Origin of the sequence: Micromonospora sp. WMMD730 (genome assembly GCF_049178955.1) — a bacterium.
Classification (GTDB): Bacteria; Actinomycetota; Actinomycetes; order Mycobacteriales; family Micromonosporaceae; genus Micromonospora; species Micromonospora wenchangensis.
Map to the genome: position 1 here is coordinate 1560820 of NZ_JBMHML010000002.1, position 14356 is coordinate 1575175.

Annotated in this window: 12 protein-coding genes; 7 read left to right on the top strand and 5 right to left on the bottom strand. The window is 73.4% G+C overall.

All coding sequences use genetic code 11. From position 1 onward, the window contains the following. The first annotated feature begins 8 nt into the window (after nucleotides 1–8). The gene (locus ACN265_RS07125; RefSeq protein ID WP_421411407.1) at nucleotides 9–803 is read left to right on the top strand and encodes an alpha/beta hydrolase; all 795 of its coding nucleotides are present in this window, start codon (nucleotides 9–11) and stop codon (nucleotides 801–803) included. A 143-nt stretch (nucleotides 804–946) separates the two neighbouring features. On the opposite strand, the gene ACN265_RS07130 is transcribed toward ACN265_RS07125, so the two are convergent. The 3 genes from ACN265_RS07130 to ACN265_RS07140 form a co-directional block, all read right to left on the bottom strand. Then, on the bottom strand, nucleotides 947–2365 hold the full coding sequence (locus ACN265_RS07130; protein ID WP_204927816.1) for an alpha,alpha-trehalose-phosphate synthase (UDP-forming): 1419 nt from the start codon (nucleotides 2363–2365) through the stop codon (nucleotides 947–949). 189 nt (nucleotides 2366–2554) lie between these two features. Then, complete coding sequence (locus ACN265_RS07135; RefSeq protein ID WP_421406462.1) at nucleotides 2555–3397, bottom strand: DUF308 domain-containing protein; 843 nt, start codon at nucleotides 3395–3397, stop codon at nucleotides 2555–2557. A 601-nt stretch (nucleotides 3398–3998) separates the two neighbouring features. Then, nucleotides 3999–7511: an AAA family ATPase gene (locus ACN265_RS07140; RefSeq protein WP_421411409.1), complete on the bottom strand. Its 3513-nt coding sequence runs from the start codon at nucleotides 7509–7511 to the stop codon at nucleotides 3999–4001. A gap of 114 nt (nucleotides 7512–7625) precedes the next feature. Here ACN265_RS07140 and ACN265_RS07145 point away from each other — a divergent pair, with 114 nt between their 5' ends. Beyond that, entirely contained in the window at nucleotides 7626–7892 is a 267-nt protein-coding gene (locus ACN265_RS07145) for a hypothetical protein (protein WP_204927814.1), read from the top strand. A gap of 95 nt (nucleotides 7893–7987) precedes the next feature. Here the strand turns inward: ACN265_RS07145 and ACN265_RS07150 are convergent, their stop codons facing one another. Beyond that, nucleotides 7988–8680: a Crp/Fnr family transcriptional regulator gene (locus tag ACN265_RS07150; RefSeq protein WP_043967208.1), complete on the bottom strand. Its 693-nt coding sequence runs from the start codon at nucleotides 8678–8680 to the stop codon at nucleotides 7988–7990. Between the two features lie 281 nt (nucleotides 8681–8961). Between ACN265_RS07150 and ACN265_RS07155 the strand changes: the two genes are divergently transcribed. The 5 genes from ACN265_RS07155 to ACN265_RS07175 all read left to right on the top strand — a co-directional run bounded on the left by ACN265_RS07155 (nucleotide 8962) and on the right by ACN265_RS07175 (nucleotide 13285). After that, nucleotides 8962–9465 (top strand): polyadenylate-specific 3'-exoribonuclease AS, encoded by a 504-nt coding sequence (locus ACN265_RS07155; protein ID WP_204927813.1) that lies wholly within the window; start codon nucleotides 8962–8964, stop codon nucleotides 9463–9465. A 244-nt stretch (nucleotides 9466–9709) separates the two neighbouring features. Continuing rightward, complete coding sequence (locus ACN265_RS07160; protein WP_204927812.1) at nucleotides 9710–10213, top strand: pyridoxamine 5'-phosphate oxidase family protein; 504 nt, start codon at nucleotides 9710–9712, stop codon at nucleotides 10211–10213. 178 nt (nucleotides 10214–10391) lie between these two features. After that, nucleotides 10392–11420, top strand: a complete 1029-nt coding sequence (locus tag ACN265_RS07165; protein WP_088644698.1) for a 6-phosphofructokinase — start codon at nucleotides 10392–10394, stop codon at nucleotides 11418–11420. A 78-nt stretch (nucleotides 11421–11498) separates the two neighbouring features. Further along, nucleotides 11499–12317, top strand: coding sequence for a pyrroline-5-carboxylate reductase (proC, locus tag ACN265_RS07170; protein WP_421406463.1), 819 nt, complete (start codon nucleotides 11499–11501; stop codon nucleotides 12315–12317). 11 nt (nucleotides 12318–12328) lie between these two features. Beyond that, the gene (locus tag ACN265_RS07175; RefSeq protein WP_421406464.1) at nucleotides 12329–13285 is read left to right on the top strand and encodes an aminoglycoside phosphotransferase family protein; all 957 of its coding nucleotides are present in this window, start codon (nucleotides 12329–12331) and stop codon (nucleotides 13283–13285) included. Here the strand turns inward: ACN265_RS07175 and ACN265_RS07180 are convergent. Next, entirely contained in the window at nucleotides 13276–14139 is an 864-nt protein-coding gene (locus ACN265_RS07180; protein ID WP_421406465.1) for an exonuclease domain-containing protein, read from the bottom strand. The genes ACN265_RS07175 and ACN265_RS07180 overlap by 10 nt on opposite strands. Nucleotides 14140–14356 lie beyond the last annotated feature (217 nt).

Below are 14356 nucleotides of genomic sequence, written 5' to 3' on the forward strand. Positions count from 1 at the left end.
TCCGGATCATGCGGGGCCGGGAGTGGGCCCACCCGGTCCGTCCGGCCCGCCGCGAGGTGCTCGGCGTCGACCCGGAGCTGGAGGAGGGGCGTCCGCCGCTGCTGTTCGTCCCCGGGTTCGGGCACGGGGCGTGGGCGTTCGCCGAACACTGGCTGGAGCACGCCGCGTCGCGCGGTTTCCCCGCGTACGCGATGAGCCTGCGCGGGCACGGCGGCAGCGAACCGGCGCCGGGGGCGACGCTGCGGGCGTACACCCACGACGTGGTCCAGGTGGCGGCGGGGCTGTCCCGGCAGGCGGTGCTGGTGGGGCACGGCGCGGGCGCCCTGGTGGTGTCGCACGCGTTGGCGCGGTACCCGGCCCGCGCGGCGGTGCTGGTCGCGCCGGTGCTCGGCGGTGCGGCCACGGCCGGCGCGGCGCTGCGGGCCAACCCGCTCGGCACCCTGCCCGCCCTGTTCGGTGGCGCGTTGCGGCTGCACCGTCGGCAACTGTTCAGCCGGGAGCTGCCCGAGGCGGACGCCCGCCGGCACCTGGCCCGGCTGGGTCGGGCCGGCCGGCGGGCGCAGTGGCAGCTGCTCGCCGGCCGGCCGGCGGAGCCGGCGGTGGGCCGCCCGCCGGTGCTGGTGCTGGGCAGCCCGGACGACCGGGTCGTCCCGCCGGCCGCGCTGACCCGGGCGGCCCGCCGCTACGGCGCGGCTCCGTTGCTCTTCCCCGGCATGGGGCACGACCTGATGCTCGACACCCGCTGGCAGGAGCCGCTGGACGCGCTCCTGGACTGGCTGGTCAAGGAGCCGGGCCGCGGCTGACCACCCACCGTACGGGCCGGGTGGACATCGGCCCGTACGGTGCCCGCCGTCTGCCGCAGCCCGGCCAGCCGGTCCCGCAGCCCGTCCCGCCGTCCGGCCGTGGCCCGGCCGTCGGTCCCGCCGTCCGCCGGGGCCGGGTGCGGTCAGCCGCTGCTGCTGAGCCGGGTGAGCAGCGAGCCGGTGTCGTCCAGCGCGCTGAGGTAGGAGCGCGCCCAGGCCCGGATGTCGTGCCGGTGCAGGTGGTGGCGCATCGCCCGCATCCGGTCGCCGAGGTCGGTGGGCCCGGCCCGCAGCGCCGACAACAGCCCCTGCTTGAGCCCCTCCAGGTCGTGCGGATTGACCAGGTACGCCCGGTCCAGCTCGGCCGCCGCCCCGGCGAACTCGCTGAGCAGCAACGCGCCGGTGTCGTCGACCCGGGCGGCCACGTACTCCTTGGCGACCAGGTTCATCCCGTCGCGCAGCGGGGTGACCGCCATGACGTCGGCGACCCGGTAGAGCGCCGCGAGTTCGGCCCGGTCGAAGGGCTGGGTGAGGTAGTGGATGGCCGGTTCGCCGACCCGGCCGAACTCGCCGTTGATCCGGCCCACCTCGCGTTCGATCCGCTCCCGCAGGATCTGGTACTGGCCGACGCGTTCCCGGCTCGGCATGGCGACCTGCACCAGCACCGTGTCCCGGACCTTGACGTCACCGCTGGCGAGCAGCTCGCTGTAGGCCTTCAGCCGCTGCTCGATGCCCTTGGTGTAGTCCATCCGGTCCAGGCTGAGGATTACCCGCTCCGGGTCACCCAGGTCGTGCCGGAGCCGGCGGGCCCGCGCGGTGACGTCCGGCCGGGCGGCCAGCGCCGCCATCTCGGCCGTGTCGATCGAGACGGGGTACGCCCCGATCCGCACCACCCGGTCCTGCACGCCGATCCGCCGGTCGGTGGCCGGCAGGCCGAGCACCTTGGTGGCGAGCTGGGCGAAGTTGTGCGCCGCCTGGGCCCGCTGGAACCCGATCAGGTCGGCGCCGAGCATCCCGCGCAGCAGTTCGGCCCGGCGGGGGAGCTGCATGAACAGCTCCGGCGGCGGGAACGGCACGTGCAGGAAGAAGCCGATCCGCAGGTCGGGCCGCAGCTCGCGGAGCAGGGCGGGGACCAGTTGCAGGTGGTAGTCCTGCACCCAGACCACCGCGCCCGGGTCGGCCACCTCGGCGGTCGCCTCGGCGAACCGCTGGTTGACCCGCTGGTACGCCTCCCACCAGCGGCGGTGGTACTCGGGCTGCTCCACCGCGTCGTGGTAGAGCGGCCAGAGCGTCGCGTTGGCGAAGCCCTCGTAGTGGTCGCGCAGGTCGTCGGCGCTGAGCGGGACGGTCCGCATGTGCACGCCGTCGACGTCGGGCAGCACGGGCGCGGGCCCGGTGCCGCCGGCCCAGCCGACCCAGGTGGCCGGGGTCTGCCGGAGCAGGGGGTGCAGGGCGCTGACCAGCCCGCCGGGGCTGCGCCGCCACTCACAGGCGCCGTCGGGCGCCACGCTGTCGTCGATGGGGAGCCGGTTGGCCACCACCACCAGTGAACTCTGTCGCATCTCGGGCATTCCGATCGGCAGGGGACCGACCACGCGAGCAAGGAACAACCGGGCAGTCGGTGGGGGAAGTGACCTACAGCGGTATTCCTACTGACCGTAAGTTACACCACTGTTACGCCCGGCGTGAGGGCTGTGGTGTCCCGGGATGCGGGCGGGATGACCGCCGGCCCCGGCGGGGTGCCGCAGGGCTCAGACGACCGCGCCGTCGTCGGGGTCGTGATCCTCCTCGTCACCGGGACGCAGCCGCCAGATCAGCGTGACGAACCCGGCGAGGATGCCGGTGAAGCCGAGCAGGGTGACCACCGAGGCGTCCACGGGCAGTAACGACGGGTTGAGGAAGAGCACGAAACCGAGCACGATCCCCAGCACCCCGACCACCGCGTACTTCGAGATCCGGGGCAGCGGCGGAGGCGGCGGCGGGGTGTAGCCCTCCTCCGGGTCGTCCGGCAGGTCGGCCCCGAAGGTGTCCAGGCCGTCCAGCAGCGACGGCTCGTCCTGCTGCCGGCCCCGGGGGGTCACCGAGATGCCGGAGATGTCGGCCGCGTACGGCAACCGGCGTACGTCGGTGGCGGTCGGACCCGTCGGCTCGTCCGCCCTGGTGGTCGGGCCACCCGCGCGGGCGGCCGGATCGGCCCCGTCGTCGATGTCCTCGGACGCGGGCCAGGGATGGCTGCCGGCGGCGGGCGCGGTGTGGAAGGCGGCGACGAGACGTTCCCACTCGGCGTCGACGTCCGGCTCGGCGCGGGCCGGCTCCGGCATCGCCTCGTCGGCGAGCTGGGTCAGGTAGTCCCGGGCGGTGGTCAGGTGCGAACGGTCCACGTAGAGCCGATCGACCGGCCGGGACGGCACGGTGGTGGTCCGGGTGATCGGGTTCAGGTCGGCGGAGGGCTGGAGGTAGGCGGCGATCCCGCCCGCGGCGAGCACGTCGAGCAGGTGCTCACCGACGCGCGGGTCGACGTCGCCCGCGACGGCGTACTCGCTCGCGTCGAGCCCGTTGTCCCGCCGTCCCCGGCGGGCGCCACCCGCTGACACCGGACATCCTCCTCCGCGCACCTGCCGGTGCGGTCGTGTCGGCGCCCCGTACGCCGTGCTCTGAATCGTGACACGTCGGCACCCGGTTCCGGGAGTGCGTTGTGGCGCGCCGCTCGTGGTTCGTCGGCTCCGCCGTCGGTGGGCGGGCCCGACGGCAGCCCTCCGAGTGACCCACCCATCACCGTCGCGACCTGCCCGGACGACCCCGGCCCGGGGTCGCCGACGGTGGGCGGGACGGGAATCCGGTGCCGTACCGGCTGGTAGTGCCGCTGATCGGCGGTCCGCCGCACCCGGCGGGCGCACCGGTTCCGCAACGCGGGGTGCCCAAGCTGCCCGCCGACGGGCCGGTGCCCCGGGCCGGCGGCCGGCCCGGTCGCCGTCGCCCGCCGCACACTCGCCCCTCACCCGCAAGAAGTCACATTCCACGCGAAAGCGGAATACCTCCCCGGACCCCGCCGGGGACGTCGTCTGGGGTGATCGACTCCGGTGAGCCCGAACAGCGCCTTCAGATCTCCCGGACACCGCATCGTCGGCCCAGGGAGTCGATCATCGATCCCCGTCAGCTCCGATCGGCCCCGCCCGGGGTCGATCTCGGCCCCGGTCAGCTCCCGGGCGTCACCCGGGTGGCCAGCCGGAGCAGACCGGGCATCGCGTTACGGTCGGCGAAGTCACGGACCCGGTCGAGGGTGGCCGCTGCCTGCGCGGGGTCGGCCACGGTCAGGGCCGGCACCGACAGCGCCGTGGTGAGCATCTGGTCGGTGGTGTCGGGCATCCGGGAGTAGCGCTCCGCCGCCGCCGCGAACAACCGGGCCGCCCGCCGGGCGTCCCCGTCGCCGAGGGCCAGGGTGGCGTCGGCGGCCTGCCCGGCCGCCTCCACCCAGGGGGTCGTCCGGGGTGACCGGGCGAGGATGTCGTGCACCAGCCGGGCGGCGTCCGGGCCGAGCACCGCGGCGACGTGCCCCACCGCCGGCACCCACTCGGCGAACGGGATCACCCGGGTCCGGCTCCAGTCCCCGTCCAGCTCCACCAGCAGCCGCATCGCCTCCTCCCGGCGGCCCCGGACCGCCCGGCAGAGCGCCGCGTGCGCCAGCGTCGACTGCAACACCCGGTGGAAACCACTGCGCCGCGCGGCGACCACCGCCTGGGTCACCAGATCGTGATCCCCGCCGGCCTCTCCCGACCCAGCCCCCGGTGCGGAGTCGGCGCGCAGGGCCCGCATCCAGCCGGAGACCGCCACGATGTGCAGGTCCCACTCGGCGGTCGGCAGTCGGGTCGACTCGGTGCCCAGCTCCAGCGCCGCCACCCAGTCACCGGCGTAGTACGCCCGCGCCCACTGGTCGGCGAAGCTGGTCGCCAGGCTGTGCCCGCCACCCGGGTCGAGCGAACGCTGCTCGTCGACCAGCCGGGCCGACCGGGCCAGGTCACCCTCCTCCTGCGCCGCCCAGGCGAGGTTGTGCACCGCCCGGCGTCGACTGACCAGCCGGTCCACCCGGCACTGCTCGGCCACCTCGGCCAGTTCCGCGTACGCCTGCTTCTCGCCGGCCATGTAGCGGGCCACCGCCAGGGTGATCCGGGCGTTGGCCCGCACCTCGGGCAGCCGCAGCCGCTCGGCCAGCTCGGCTGCCGCGGACGCCGCCACGCAGGCCGGCTCGGTCTCGGCGTTGAGCATCCGGACCCGGGCCAGCTCCAGCAGCGCCTCCGCCTTCTCCTCGGACTCCGGCAGCTCGGCGTAGATCGCGTTGGCCCGGTGCAGGCAGCGCAGCGTCTCGGACCGGTCGGCCCGGCTCCAGGCGGCGGTGGCGAGCAGGGTCCAGGCGCGGGCCGCGCCGGACCGGTCCCCGACGGCGGCCAGCCGTTCGGTGAGCCCGGTCAACGCCTCGGTCCCCCCGTCGACCAGGAACGCGTCGCCGTCCCGGAACAGGGCCAGTTGGGCGGCGAACAGCTCCAGCCCCGGGTCGGGTGCCCCGCCGACCTGCAGCGCCCTGCCCACCAGCCCGGCCGCGTTCTCCAGCGCGTGCAGCTCGTACGCCCGGCGGGCGGCCCGGTGCAGCGCGGTGCGGGCCGCCACCGCGTACGGCATGGGGTCGAGTCCGACCGTGCGGGCGATCTCGTGGGCGGTCCAGCGGTGGTTGGCCAGCACCTCGGCCAGGTCCTGCTGGCCGGCCTGGGTGAGCTGGGCCAACCAGTCGGCGGTGCGCTGGTGGCGCAGGACCCGTTCGGCGCGGGGCAGCCGCTGGTAGCACACGTCACGCACCAGGATGTGCCGGAAGCGGTACTCCGGCTGACCGACCATGGTGGAAGTGGGCAGCTCGAAGACCATGTCCCGGCGCTGCAGGCGGTCCAGCGCCCGCTCCACCCACTCGACCGTCCGGCCGAGGGCGGCGGCCACGGGCGCCGGCCAGAACTGGACCCCGACCACGGCGGCGGCCTGGAGGACCGCCCGGTCTGCCGGGTCGAGCAGGTCGAGCCGGTTGGCGATGACCGCCTGGACGGTACGCGGCATGTCGGTGGTGCCGGCCGGATCGAAGGCGGCACTGGGCTCCAGCAGCCCGCCGTCCATCAGCATCCGGGCGTACTCCTGGGCGTAGAGCGGGTTGCCGTCGGCGAACTCGATGAGCGGTGCCCGCGACGCCGCCGGCAGGGTGGCCTGACCGAGCAGCAGGGAGTAGAGGGTGTCGATGTCGGCGTCGTGCATCGGCGGCACCGAGATGGACATCGCGCCGCTGATCGTGCCCGTCCAGGCCGGCTGCCGCTCCCGCAGCTCGGGCCGCGCGGTCGCCACCACCAGCAGCGGTACGCCCCGGGCCGCCGCCCCGAGCTGTTCGACGAAGGTGAGCATCGCCTGGTCGGCCCAGTGCATGTCCTCGAAGACCAGCACCGTCGGGCCCCGCCCGGCGAGGGTGAGCAGGAACCGCCGCCAGGCCGCCTCGGTCTCACCCGGGTTGAGTCGTTCCCCGGTCATCCCCAGCAGCGGCCCGAGCGCGCCGGCCAACCGCATGGCGTGCGGGTCGTCGAGCTGACGCAGCCGGTCGCGGAGCCGGTCGCGCAGCGGTTCCGGGTCGTCGGTGTCCGGCGCGCCCAGCCACCCCTTGACGATGTCCGCCAGCGCGGCGTAGGTGACGTTCTCGCCGAACGGCGGGCACTGCCCGACCAGCCAGGTGACCCGGTGGCCGGGCAGGTTGGCGGCGTGCCGGGACAGCTCGCGCAGCAGCCGGCTCTTGCCCACCCCGGCCGGGCCGAAGACGGTCACCAGCTGGGAGGTGCGTTCGGTGACCGTCCGGTGCAGGGCGCTGACCAGCAGGCCCCGTTCGTGTTCCCGGTCGACCATCGGGGTCAGTTCGGCGGCCTGCGGGTCGGTCCGGGGCCGGGCCCGCACGGCGAGCCAGATCCGGCTCACCGTGGAACGTCCCCGCAGGGTGACCGGCGGCCGGTCGACGTAGTCCAGCTCGTGTCGGGTGGCCGACCAGGTGCTCTCGTCGACGACGACTCCGCCGGTGGGGGCCAGCGCCTGCAACCGGGAGGCGGTGTTCACCACGTCGCCGGTGACGAACGCCTGACCGCCGTCGCGGGTGGCGGAGAGGTCGACGAGCGCCTCACCGGTGGCCACGCCGACCCGGAAACCCAGCGGCGGGTGCGGGCCGGCGGCCTGCCGGGCCAGGTTGCGTTGCAGCTCCAGGCCGGCCCGTACGCAGCGCAGCGCGTCGTTGTCGGTGGCGACCGGGGCGCCGAACAGCGCCATCACCGCGTCCCCGATGTACTTCTCCACCACCCCGCCGTACTGGTGGACCAGCTTGCGGACGGTGGCGAAGTACGCCTGCTGGAGGCTGCGCGCCTGCTCCGGGTCGGCGCGTTCGGCGTACGTGGTGAAGTCGACGATGTCGATGAACAGCACGCTGACCTGGCGGCGGTCCTCCTGCACGGTGACCGCGTGGTCGCGCAGCGGCTGCCCGCAGCTGGTGCAGAAGTTGGCCTCGGGACTGTTGCCGTGCCCGCAGGAGGCACAGTTGAGCGTCAGCGCCTGTCCGCAGCCGCCGCAGAAGCGGTCGTCCGGTCCCGCCGCCCGTGAGCAGTGTCCACACTTGAGGTCGATGACGAACTCCGTACGTGAGGAGATCCCATTATCGCGCCGCGGAGGGCCAGTCGGGTACCCGACGTGCGGGCGGACCCTGCGGCTGGTCGGCCGCCACTAGTGTTCCTCACGAGGAAAACTCACTGTCAGGAGAGTGCCGTGCAGGTGCGATTGTCCGCCTACTGGACCGACCCGGACGGTACCGTCCGGTCCCCCGGGGAGACGGTCGACGTCGACGCGGTCACTCTCGCCAGAATGGAGGAGCAGGGCATGGTGGAGAATCCCGACAGCAAGACCACCTCGGACGCCGGCACGACCACGACCACGACGCCGAAGCCACAGAAGATCGGGCCCGGGCCGGGTACACCGCCGGACCAGATCGGACCCGGGCCGGGCGCCCCGCCGGCCGACGACAGCGGCAAGTGAACGACCGGCGCGGCCGGCGGACCGAGGTCCGCCGGCCGCGCCGCTGTGGCGTTCCCGCTCACCCGCCGGGCGTCACCGCCCGGGAAAGTCCCTGGTCAGCGGTCGCTCATGCCGGCGCGTCGGCGCAGCGCCGCCACGTCGGTGACCACGATCCGACGACCTTCGGTACGCAGCCAGCCGCGGCTGGCGAAGGAACCGATCGCCTGGTTGACGCTCTGCCGGGAGCCACCCGCCATCTCGGCGAGCTGGCTCTGGTTCAGCTCGATGGTGATCATCGGGGCCTGGCTCTCACCGGCCAGCCGGACCAGCGTCTTGGCCACCCGACCGGGCAGGTCGAGGAAGACGTGGTCGGCGTTCTGCTCGGTGAGCCGCCGGATCAGGCCACCCAGCGAGCGCATCACCGCGTCCAGGATGCGCGGGTTGGAGTGCACCAGCTCCATGAAGGCCGGGCGGGACAGGGCGAGCGCCGCACAGTCCTCGATCGCCTCGGCCGAGGCGGAACGGGTGGAGGCGTCCAGCAGGGACACCTCGCCCAGCACGTCCGGTGGTCGGATGACCGACAGCACCGCGCGTTCCCCGGTCGGCGCGGTGCGGAACACCGCCACCGCCCCCCGGCGGAGCACGATCAGCGACTCGCCGGGATCGTTCTCGACGAAAAGCAACTGACCTTTGCGATAGGTGCGCGGCACGGCCGCGGCGATCACCCGCTGGCGCACCTCCGGCTCCAGCCCGGCGAACATCTCCACCCCCGTGAGGGCGTCACCCGGCTCCGGCAGGCGCATTTCCACAGCCCCACCCCTCCCCGGTCACGGACCACAATTTTCGCTCACCGGGTGAACCCTGACGGCCCCGCAAGAGGTGAACTGACACCGCTTCGGCGTCCGGTAGCGGTACACATCAGATCATGACGGCCCAGTCGCTTGCTGTACACCCCTGTAAACCTTTCCGTGACCCTCCGCGAGCTGCGACGGACCACCGGGTCGGGGTCGGCGGGGGTCCGCGCGGCCGACGGCGCCGGTGCCCGCCCCGCCCGTCGACGGTCACCGACGGTGGGTGAGGATGGACGGCGATGGTCTACCGCTATTTCTACGACTGTGAATTCATCGAGGACGGCCGGCTGGTCGACCTCGTGTCGATCGGCGTCGTCGACGAGTACGGCCGCGAGTTCTACGCGGTCTCCACCGAGTTCGACGACTCCCGCGCCGTACCCTGGGTCCGCCGCAACGTGCTGGACAAGCTCCCCTCGCCGGCCGACCGGGCCTGGCGTTCCCGGGCCCGTATCCGCGACGACCTGCACGAGTTCCTGCTGGAGCCGATCCGGGACCGGCCGGGCGAGCAGCTGGAGCTGTGGGCCTGGTACGCCGCGTACGACCACGTGGTGCTGGCCCAGCTCTGGGGGGCGATGCCGGCGCTGCCCCGGGAGATCCCCCGGTTCACCAAGGAGCTGCGGCAGCTCTGGGACGACCTCGGCCGGCCCCGGCTGCCCGAGGCGGCGGCCGACCGGCACGACGCGCTGGTCGACGCCCGGCACAACCTTGCCCGCTGGCAGGCGATGACGGCCCGTCGGGGCTGATCCCGGCCTCGGCGACCCGTCCGGGCTGGTCCCGGCGTCGGCGGCCCGTCGGGGCTGGTCCCGGTGTCGGCGGCCCGTCGGGGCTGGTCCCGGTGTCGGCGGCCCGTCGGGGCTGGTCCCGGTGTCGGCGGCGCGGTGTCGGCGGGGGCCGGCCGGTGGTGACGACAGCCCGTGACGATCGGCAGGTTTGACCGGTCCCGTCGGGGGCACCGGATCCGGGCGAGCCGATCCGAGGGAGTGCGCCATGGCCGACGACGCGACCACCATCACCGACGCCCGGCGGCGGGTGACCGAGCTGATCCGGGACGCCCGGATCTGCATGTTGACCACCATCGGGGTCGACGGCCGGATGCTCAGCCGGCCGATGGGGCTGCAGGCGGCCGAGTTCGACGGGGACCTGTGGTTCTTCGCCTACGCCGACTCGGCCAAGATGCGTCAGGTCCGGGTCAACCCGGAGGTCAACGTCGCCTTTTCCGACCAGCGTCACCACGCCTGGGTGTCGATCTCCGGCACCGCCCAGGAGGCGTACGACCGGGCGCGGGCCGAGCAGCTGTGGAACCCGGTGCTCACGGCGTGGTTCCCGGACGGGCTGGACACCCCCGGGCTGACCCTGCTCAAGGTGCACGCCAGCTCGGCCGAGTACTGGGACTCCCCGGGCGGCACGGTGGTCAACCTGCTCGGGTTCGCCAAGGCGGCGGTGACCGGGACGCCGCCGAAGCTGGGGGAGAACCACGAGGTGAGCTACTGACCGGTAGCCGCCCGGGTGGGCGGGACCGGCCGGGGCGCGGTGTCGGCGTGCACCTGAGCCGACTACAGTGCGCACTGACGGCCCGCCCCGGGCCGGCAACGACGCCGATGGTCTGAGCGGACACATATCCTGGGGCTTATCCGGGCTTCACCTGACGTTCCAGGAGGATGAGCAGATCATGCGTATCGGCGTGCTCACCGGCGGCGGCGACTGCCCAGGTCTCAACGCGGTCATTCGGGCGGTGGTCCGTAAGGGCGTCGCTACTTACGGTCACGAGTTCGTGGGTTTCCGGGACGGGTGGAAGGGTCCGCTGGAGGGCCTGTCCAAGCCGCTCGGCATCCCCGAGGTGCGGGGCATCCTCCCGCGCGGTGGCACCATCCTCGGCTCGTCCCGCACCAACCCGTTCAAGATCGAGAACGGCGTGGAGCGGATCAAGGAGAACCTCGCCGCGCAGGGCGTGGACGCGCTGATCGCGATCGGCGGCGAGGACACCCTGGGCGTCGCCACCAAGCTGCACGAGCTGGGCGTCAACGTGGTCGGCGTACCGAAGACGATCGACAACGACCTGGGCGCCACCGACTACACCTTCGGCTTCGACACCGCCGTCAACATCGCCATGGAGGCGATCGACCGGCTGCACACCACCGCGGAGAGCCACCACCGCACCCTCGTCGTCGAGGTGATGGGCCGGCACGCCGGCTGGATCGCCCTGCACGCCGGCCTCGCCGGTGGCGCCAACGTGATCCTGCTGCCCGAGCGCAAGTTCGACGTCGACCAGGTCGCCGGCTACGTCGAGAAGCGCTTCCAGCACCAGTACGCCCCGATCGTCGTGGTCGCCGAGGGCGCCCAGCCGCTGGACGGCCAGATGGTCCTGCACAACCAGGAGCTGGACGCCTTCGGGCACGTCCGGCTCGGCGGCATCGGCCAGTGGCTGGCCGAGCAGCTGGAGGCCAAGACCGGCAAGGAGGCCCGCACCGTCGTGCTCGGGCACATCCAGCGCGGCGGCACCCCGACCGCGTTCGACCGGGTGCTCGCCACCCGGCTCGGCCTGCAGGCCATCGACGCCGCCCACGAGGGCGACTGGGGCAAGATGGTCGCGATGCAGAGCACCGACATCGTCCGGGTGCCGCTGGCCGAGGCCACCCGCGAGCTGAAGACCGTCCCGATCGAGCGCTACGACGAGGCCGAGGTCTTCTTCGGCAGCTGATCGCAGCCCACCCCCTTCCCCTCCGCCCTGTCGGAGGGGAAGGGGCGCGGGACCGGACGAACGGGACGGAAGGGTGACATGGGGTCGGCGAGACACACCGTCGCGGTGATCGGGGCGGGAAAGATCGGCGAGCTGATGCTCTCCGGGTTGTTGCGGTCCGGCTGGCCGGCGCAGCGGCTGCTGGCGACCGCCCGCCGCCCCGTCCGGGCCGAGGAACTGGCCACCCGGTACGGCGTACGGGTGGTCGACAACCTGACCGCCGTCGACGAGGCGGCGGTGCTGGCGATCGCGGTGAAGCCGCAGGACGCGGGCGTCCTGCTGGACGAGATCGGCCCCAAGGTGCCGGCCGACAAGCTGGTCGTCTCGCTCTGCGCCGGACTGCCCACCAGCTTCTTCAGCCGCCGGCTGCCCGAGGGCACCCCGGTGGTGCGGGTGATGACCAACACCCCGGCCCTGGTCGACCAGGCGATGAGCGCCATCTCGGCCGGCGCGCACGCCACCGGCGAACACCTGGCCCTGGCCGAGGAGATGTTCGCCCCGCTCGGGTCGACCCTGCGGGTGCCCGAGTCGCAGCAGGACGCGGTCACCGCCCTCTCCGGCTCCGGCCCGGCCTACTTCTACCTGCTGGTCGAGGCCATGATCGACGCCGGCATCCTGCTCGGCCTGCCCCGGCAGGTGGCGCACGAGCTGATCGTGCAGACCGCGATCGGCTCGGCCATGATGCTGCGCGACTCCGGCGAACACCCGGTCAAGCTCCGCGAGGCCGTCACCTCCCCGGCCGGCACCACCATCTCCGCCGTCCGCGAGCTGGAGAAGCACGGGGTACGCGCGGCGCTGCTGGCGGCGCTGGAAGCGGCCCGCGACCGCGCCCGCGAACTCGCCGCCCAGGCCGACTGACCCGGCCCGCCGTGTCAGGGGCCGGGGCCGACGGCACCGCGGATCTCGGCCCGCCGCCCGAACGCGTCGTCGTCGACGTGGAGCAGGTACGCCGCCTCGTCGCCACCCAGTTCCCGCACTGGGCCGAACTGCCGGTCGAGCCGGTGGCCAACGGCGGCTGGGACAACTGGACCTTCCACTTCGGCCCCGGCATGTCGGTACGCCTGCCGAGCGCCGCCGAGTACGCCGAGGCGGTCGACAAGGAACACCGGTGGCTTCCCCTGCTCGCCCGCCACCTCCCGGTGCCCGTCCCCACCCCGCTGGCGAAGGGCGGGCCCGGCGAGGGCTACCCGTACACCTGGTCGGTCTACCGGTGGCTCGACGGAGAAACCGCGCGGTTCGAGCGGATCGCCGATCCGGTCCGGTTCGCGCTCGACCTGGCCGGGTTCGTCGCGGCACTGCACGAGATCGACACCACCGGTGGCCCCCGACCCGGTCGACACAACTGGTACCGGGGTGGCCCGCTGCGCACCTACCACCGGCAGGCCCGCCGAGCGATCAGGGCTCTCGACGGCCGTATCGACGCCGTCCGCGCCGACGAGATCTGGGAATGCGCCCTGGACGCGCGCTGGGACGGTACCGAGCGCTGGTTCCACGGTGATCTGGCGCAGGGGAACCTCCTGCTCGACGGGGGACACCTCGCCGGGGTCATCGACTTCGGCACCTGCGGCGTAGGCGATCCCTCCTGCGACCTGGCGGTCGCCTGGACACTGTTGACCGCCGACGGTCGGCGGGCGTTGCGGGAGCGGCTGCCGGTCGACGACGCGACCTGGGCGCGTGGGCGCGGGTGGGCGCTCTGGAAGACGCTTGTCAGCTACGTCCACGCGCCGGACGACGGCGTGGCCGCGGTGAACTCACGGAGGATCCTCGCAGAGATCTTCGGCGAGTACACCGACGGCGGACGGTCGACCGGGGGAGATCAGCCCTGATCAGGGTGAGGAGTGTCGTCCTGTCGGCGTCGCCTGGTCTCCAGCGGCCACTCCAGGCCGACCGTCTCGGCGATGCCCCGCCTGTCGAAGTACTCCTGGAGTTTCCGCTTCTGTGCGGCGTACCAGGTGATCTGCGCCCGGTGGAGGTCGTCGGGGAGCATCCGGGCGATGCGCTCGTGCCGGGCCGCGATCGACACCGCCATCCCGACGGCGGCGTGGGCGTCGTTCGTGGCGTCGTGGGCGGAGCCGAGGGGCACCTCGTAGTACCTGCACAGGTCACCGAGTTTCTGGCTGCCGTACCAGCGAGGTTCGACCTCCTGGTGCAGGATCGAGGGGTCGATGACGACGGCGCGGTCCCAGTCCAGCGACGGCAGGGCGTGCCGGGCCAGCTCGGCGTGCAACGTCGTGACGTCGAAGTGGGCGCAGAAGGCGACGAGCGGCGTACCGTCGGCGATCACCTTTCCGACGGCCGTGCCCAGCTCGGCCAGCGCCGTCCCGGCCGGAGTCCCGGCACTGCGGACCAGCTCGTCGGTGATTCCGTGGATCTCGGTGGTGCGGGGCGGGATCGGCACTCCCGGGTTGACCAGCCACCGCCTGGTCGTGCCGTCGGAGTAGACCAGCGCGGCGGAGACGATGCGGGCGTCCAACGGCTCCCTGCCGGTGGTCTCGATGTCGAAGCCCACCACCGGCAGGTGGTGCCACCCACGGTGGGTGCCCGGCGGCGGCGCCGTCTCCACCGGCGCGCAGTCGTCGTGGTACACGGTCCAGCCGGCGCCGAGCCGGAGCGCCTGTCCGGCCCCGGCCTCCACCCGGCCTCGACAGGTGCCACAGGTGCCGGCGTACTTGTTGATCACGATGGGACTCCTGGTTCGGTCGTGCGCCGCACTGGTGCGTGCGGCGGGAGGGGGAGGCGACGGACCGCGCGCCTGAAGATCATGATCCATCGGCCGCGTCCTCGGCACCCGCCGGCCGGGCCACCCCGCGACCTATGTGGACGGTCCGTGGTGACCCTTCATCCACCGTCCCCGCCCGGACCCCCCGTCCCGTTCCGGGCACCCCCGGTGCGGGCGA

Bases quoted from the DNA above. Each gene is read 5' to 3' on its own strand.
- ACN265_RS07125 (WP_421411407.1), top strand. From the start codon at position 9: ATGCGGGGCCGGGAGTGGGCCCACCCGGTCCGTCCGGCCCGCCGCGAG.
- ACN265_RS07130 (WP_204927816.1), bottom strand. From the start codon at position 2,365: ATGCGACAGAGTTCACTGGTGGTGGTGGCCAACCGGCTCCCCATCGAC.
- ACN265_RS07155 (WP_204927813.1), top strand. From the start codon at position 8,962: ATGGTCTACCGCTATTTCTACGACTGTGAATTCATCGAGGACGGCCGG.
- ACN265_RS07160 (WP_204927812.1), top strand. From the start codon at position 9,710: ATGGCCGACGACGCGACCACCATCACCGACGCCCGGCGGCGGGTGACC.
- ACN265_RS07165 (WP_088644698.1), top strand. From the start codon at position 10,392: ATGCGTATCGGCGTGCTCACCGGCGGCGGCGACTGCCCAGGTCTCAAC.
- proC (WP_421406463.1), top strand. From the start codon at position 11,499: ATGGGGTCGGCGAGACACACCGTCGCGGTGATCGGGGCGGGAAAGATC.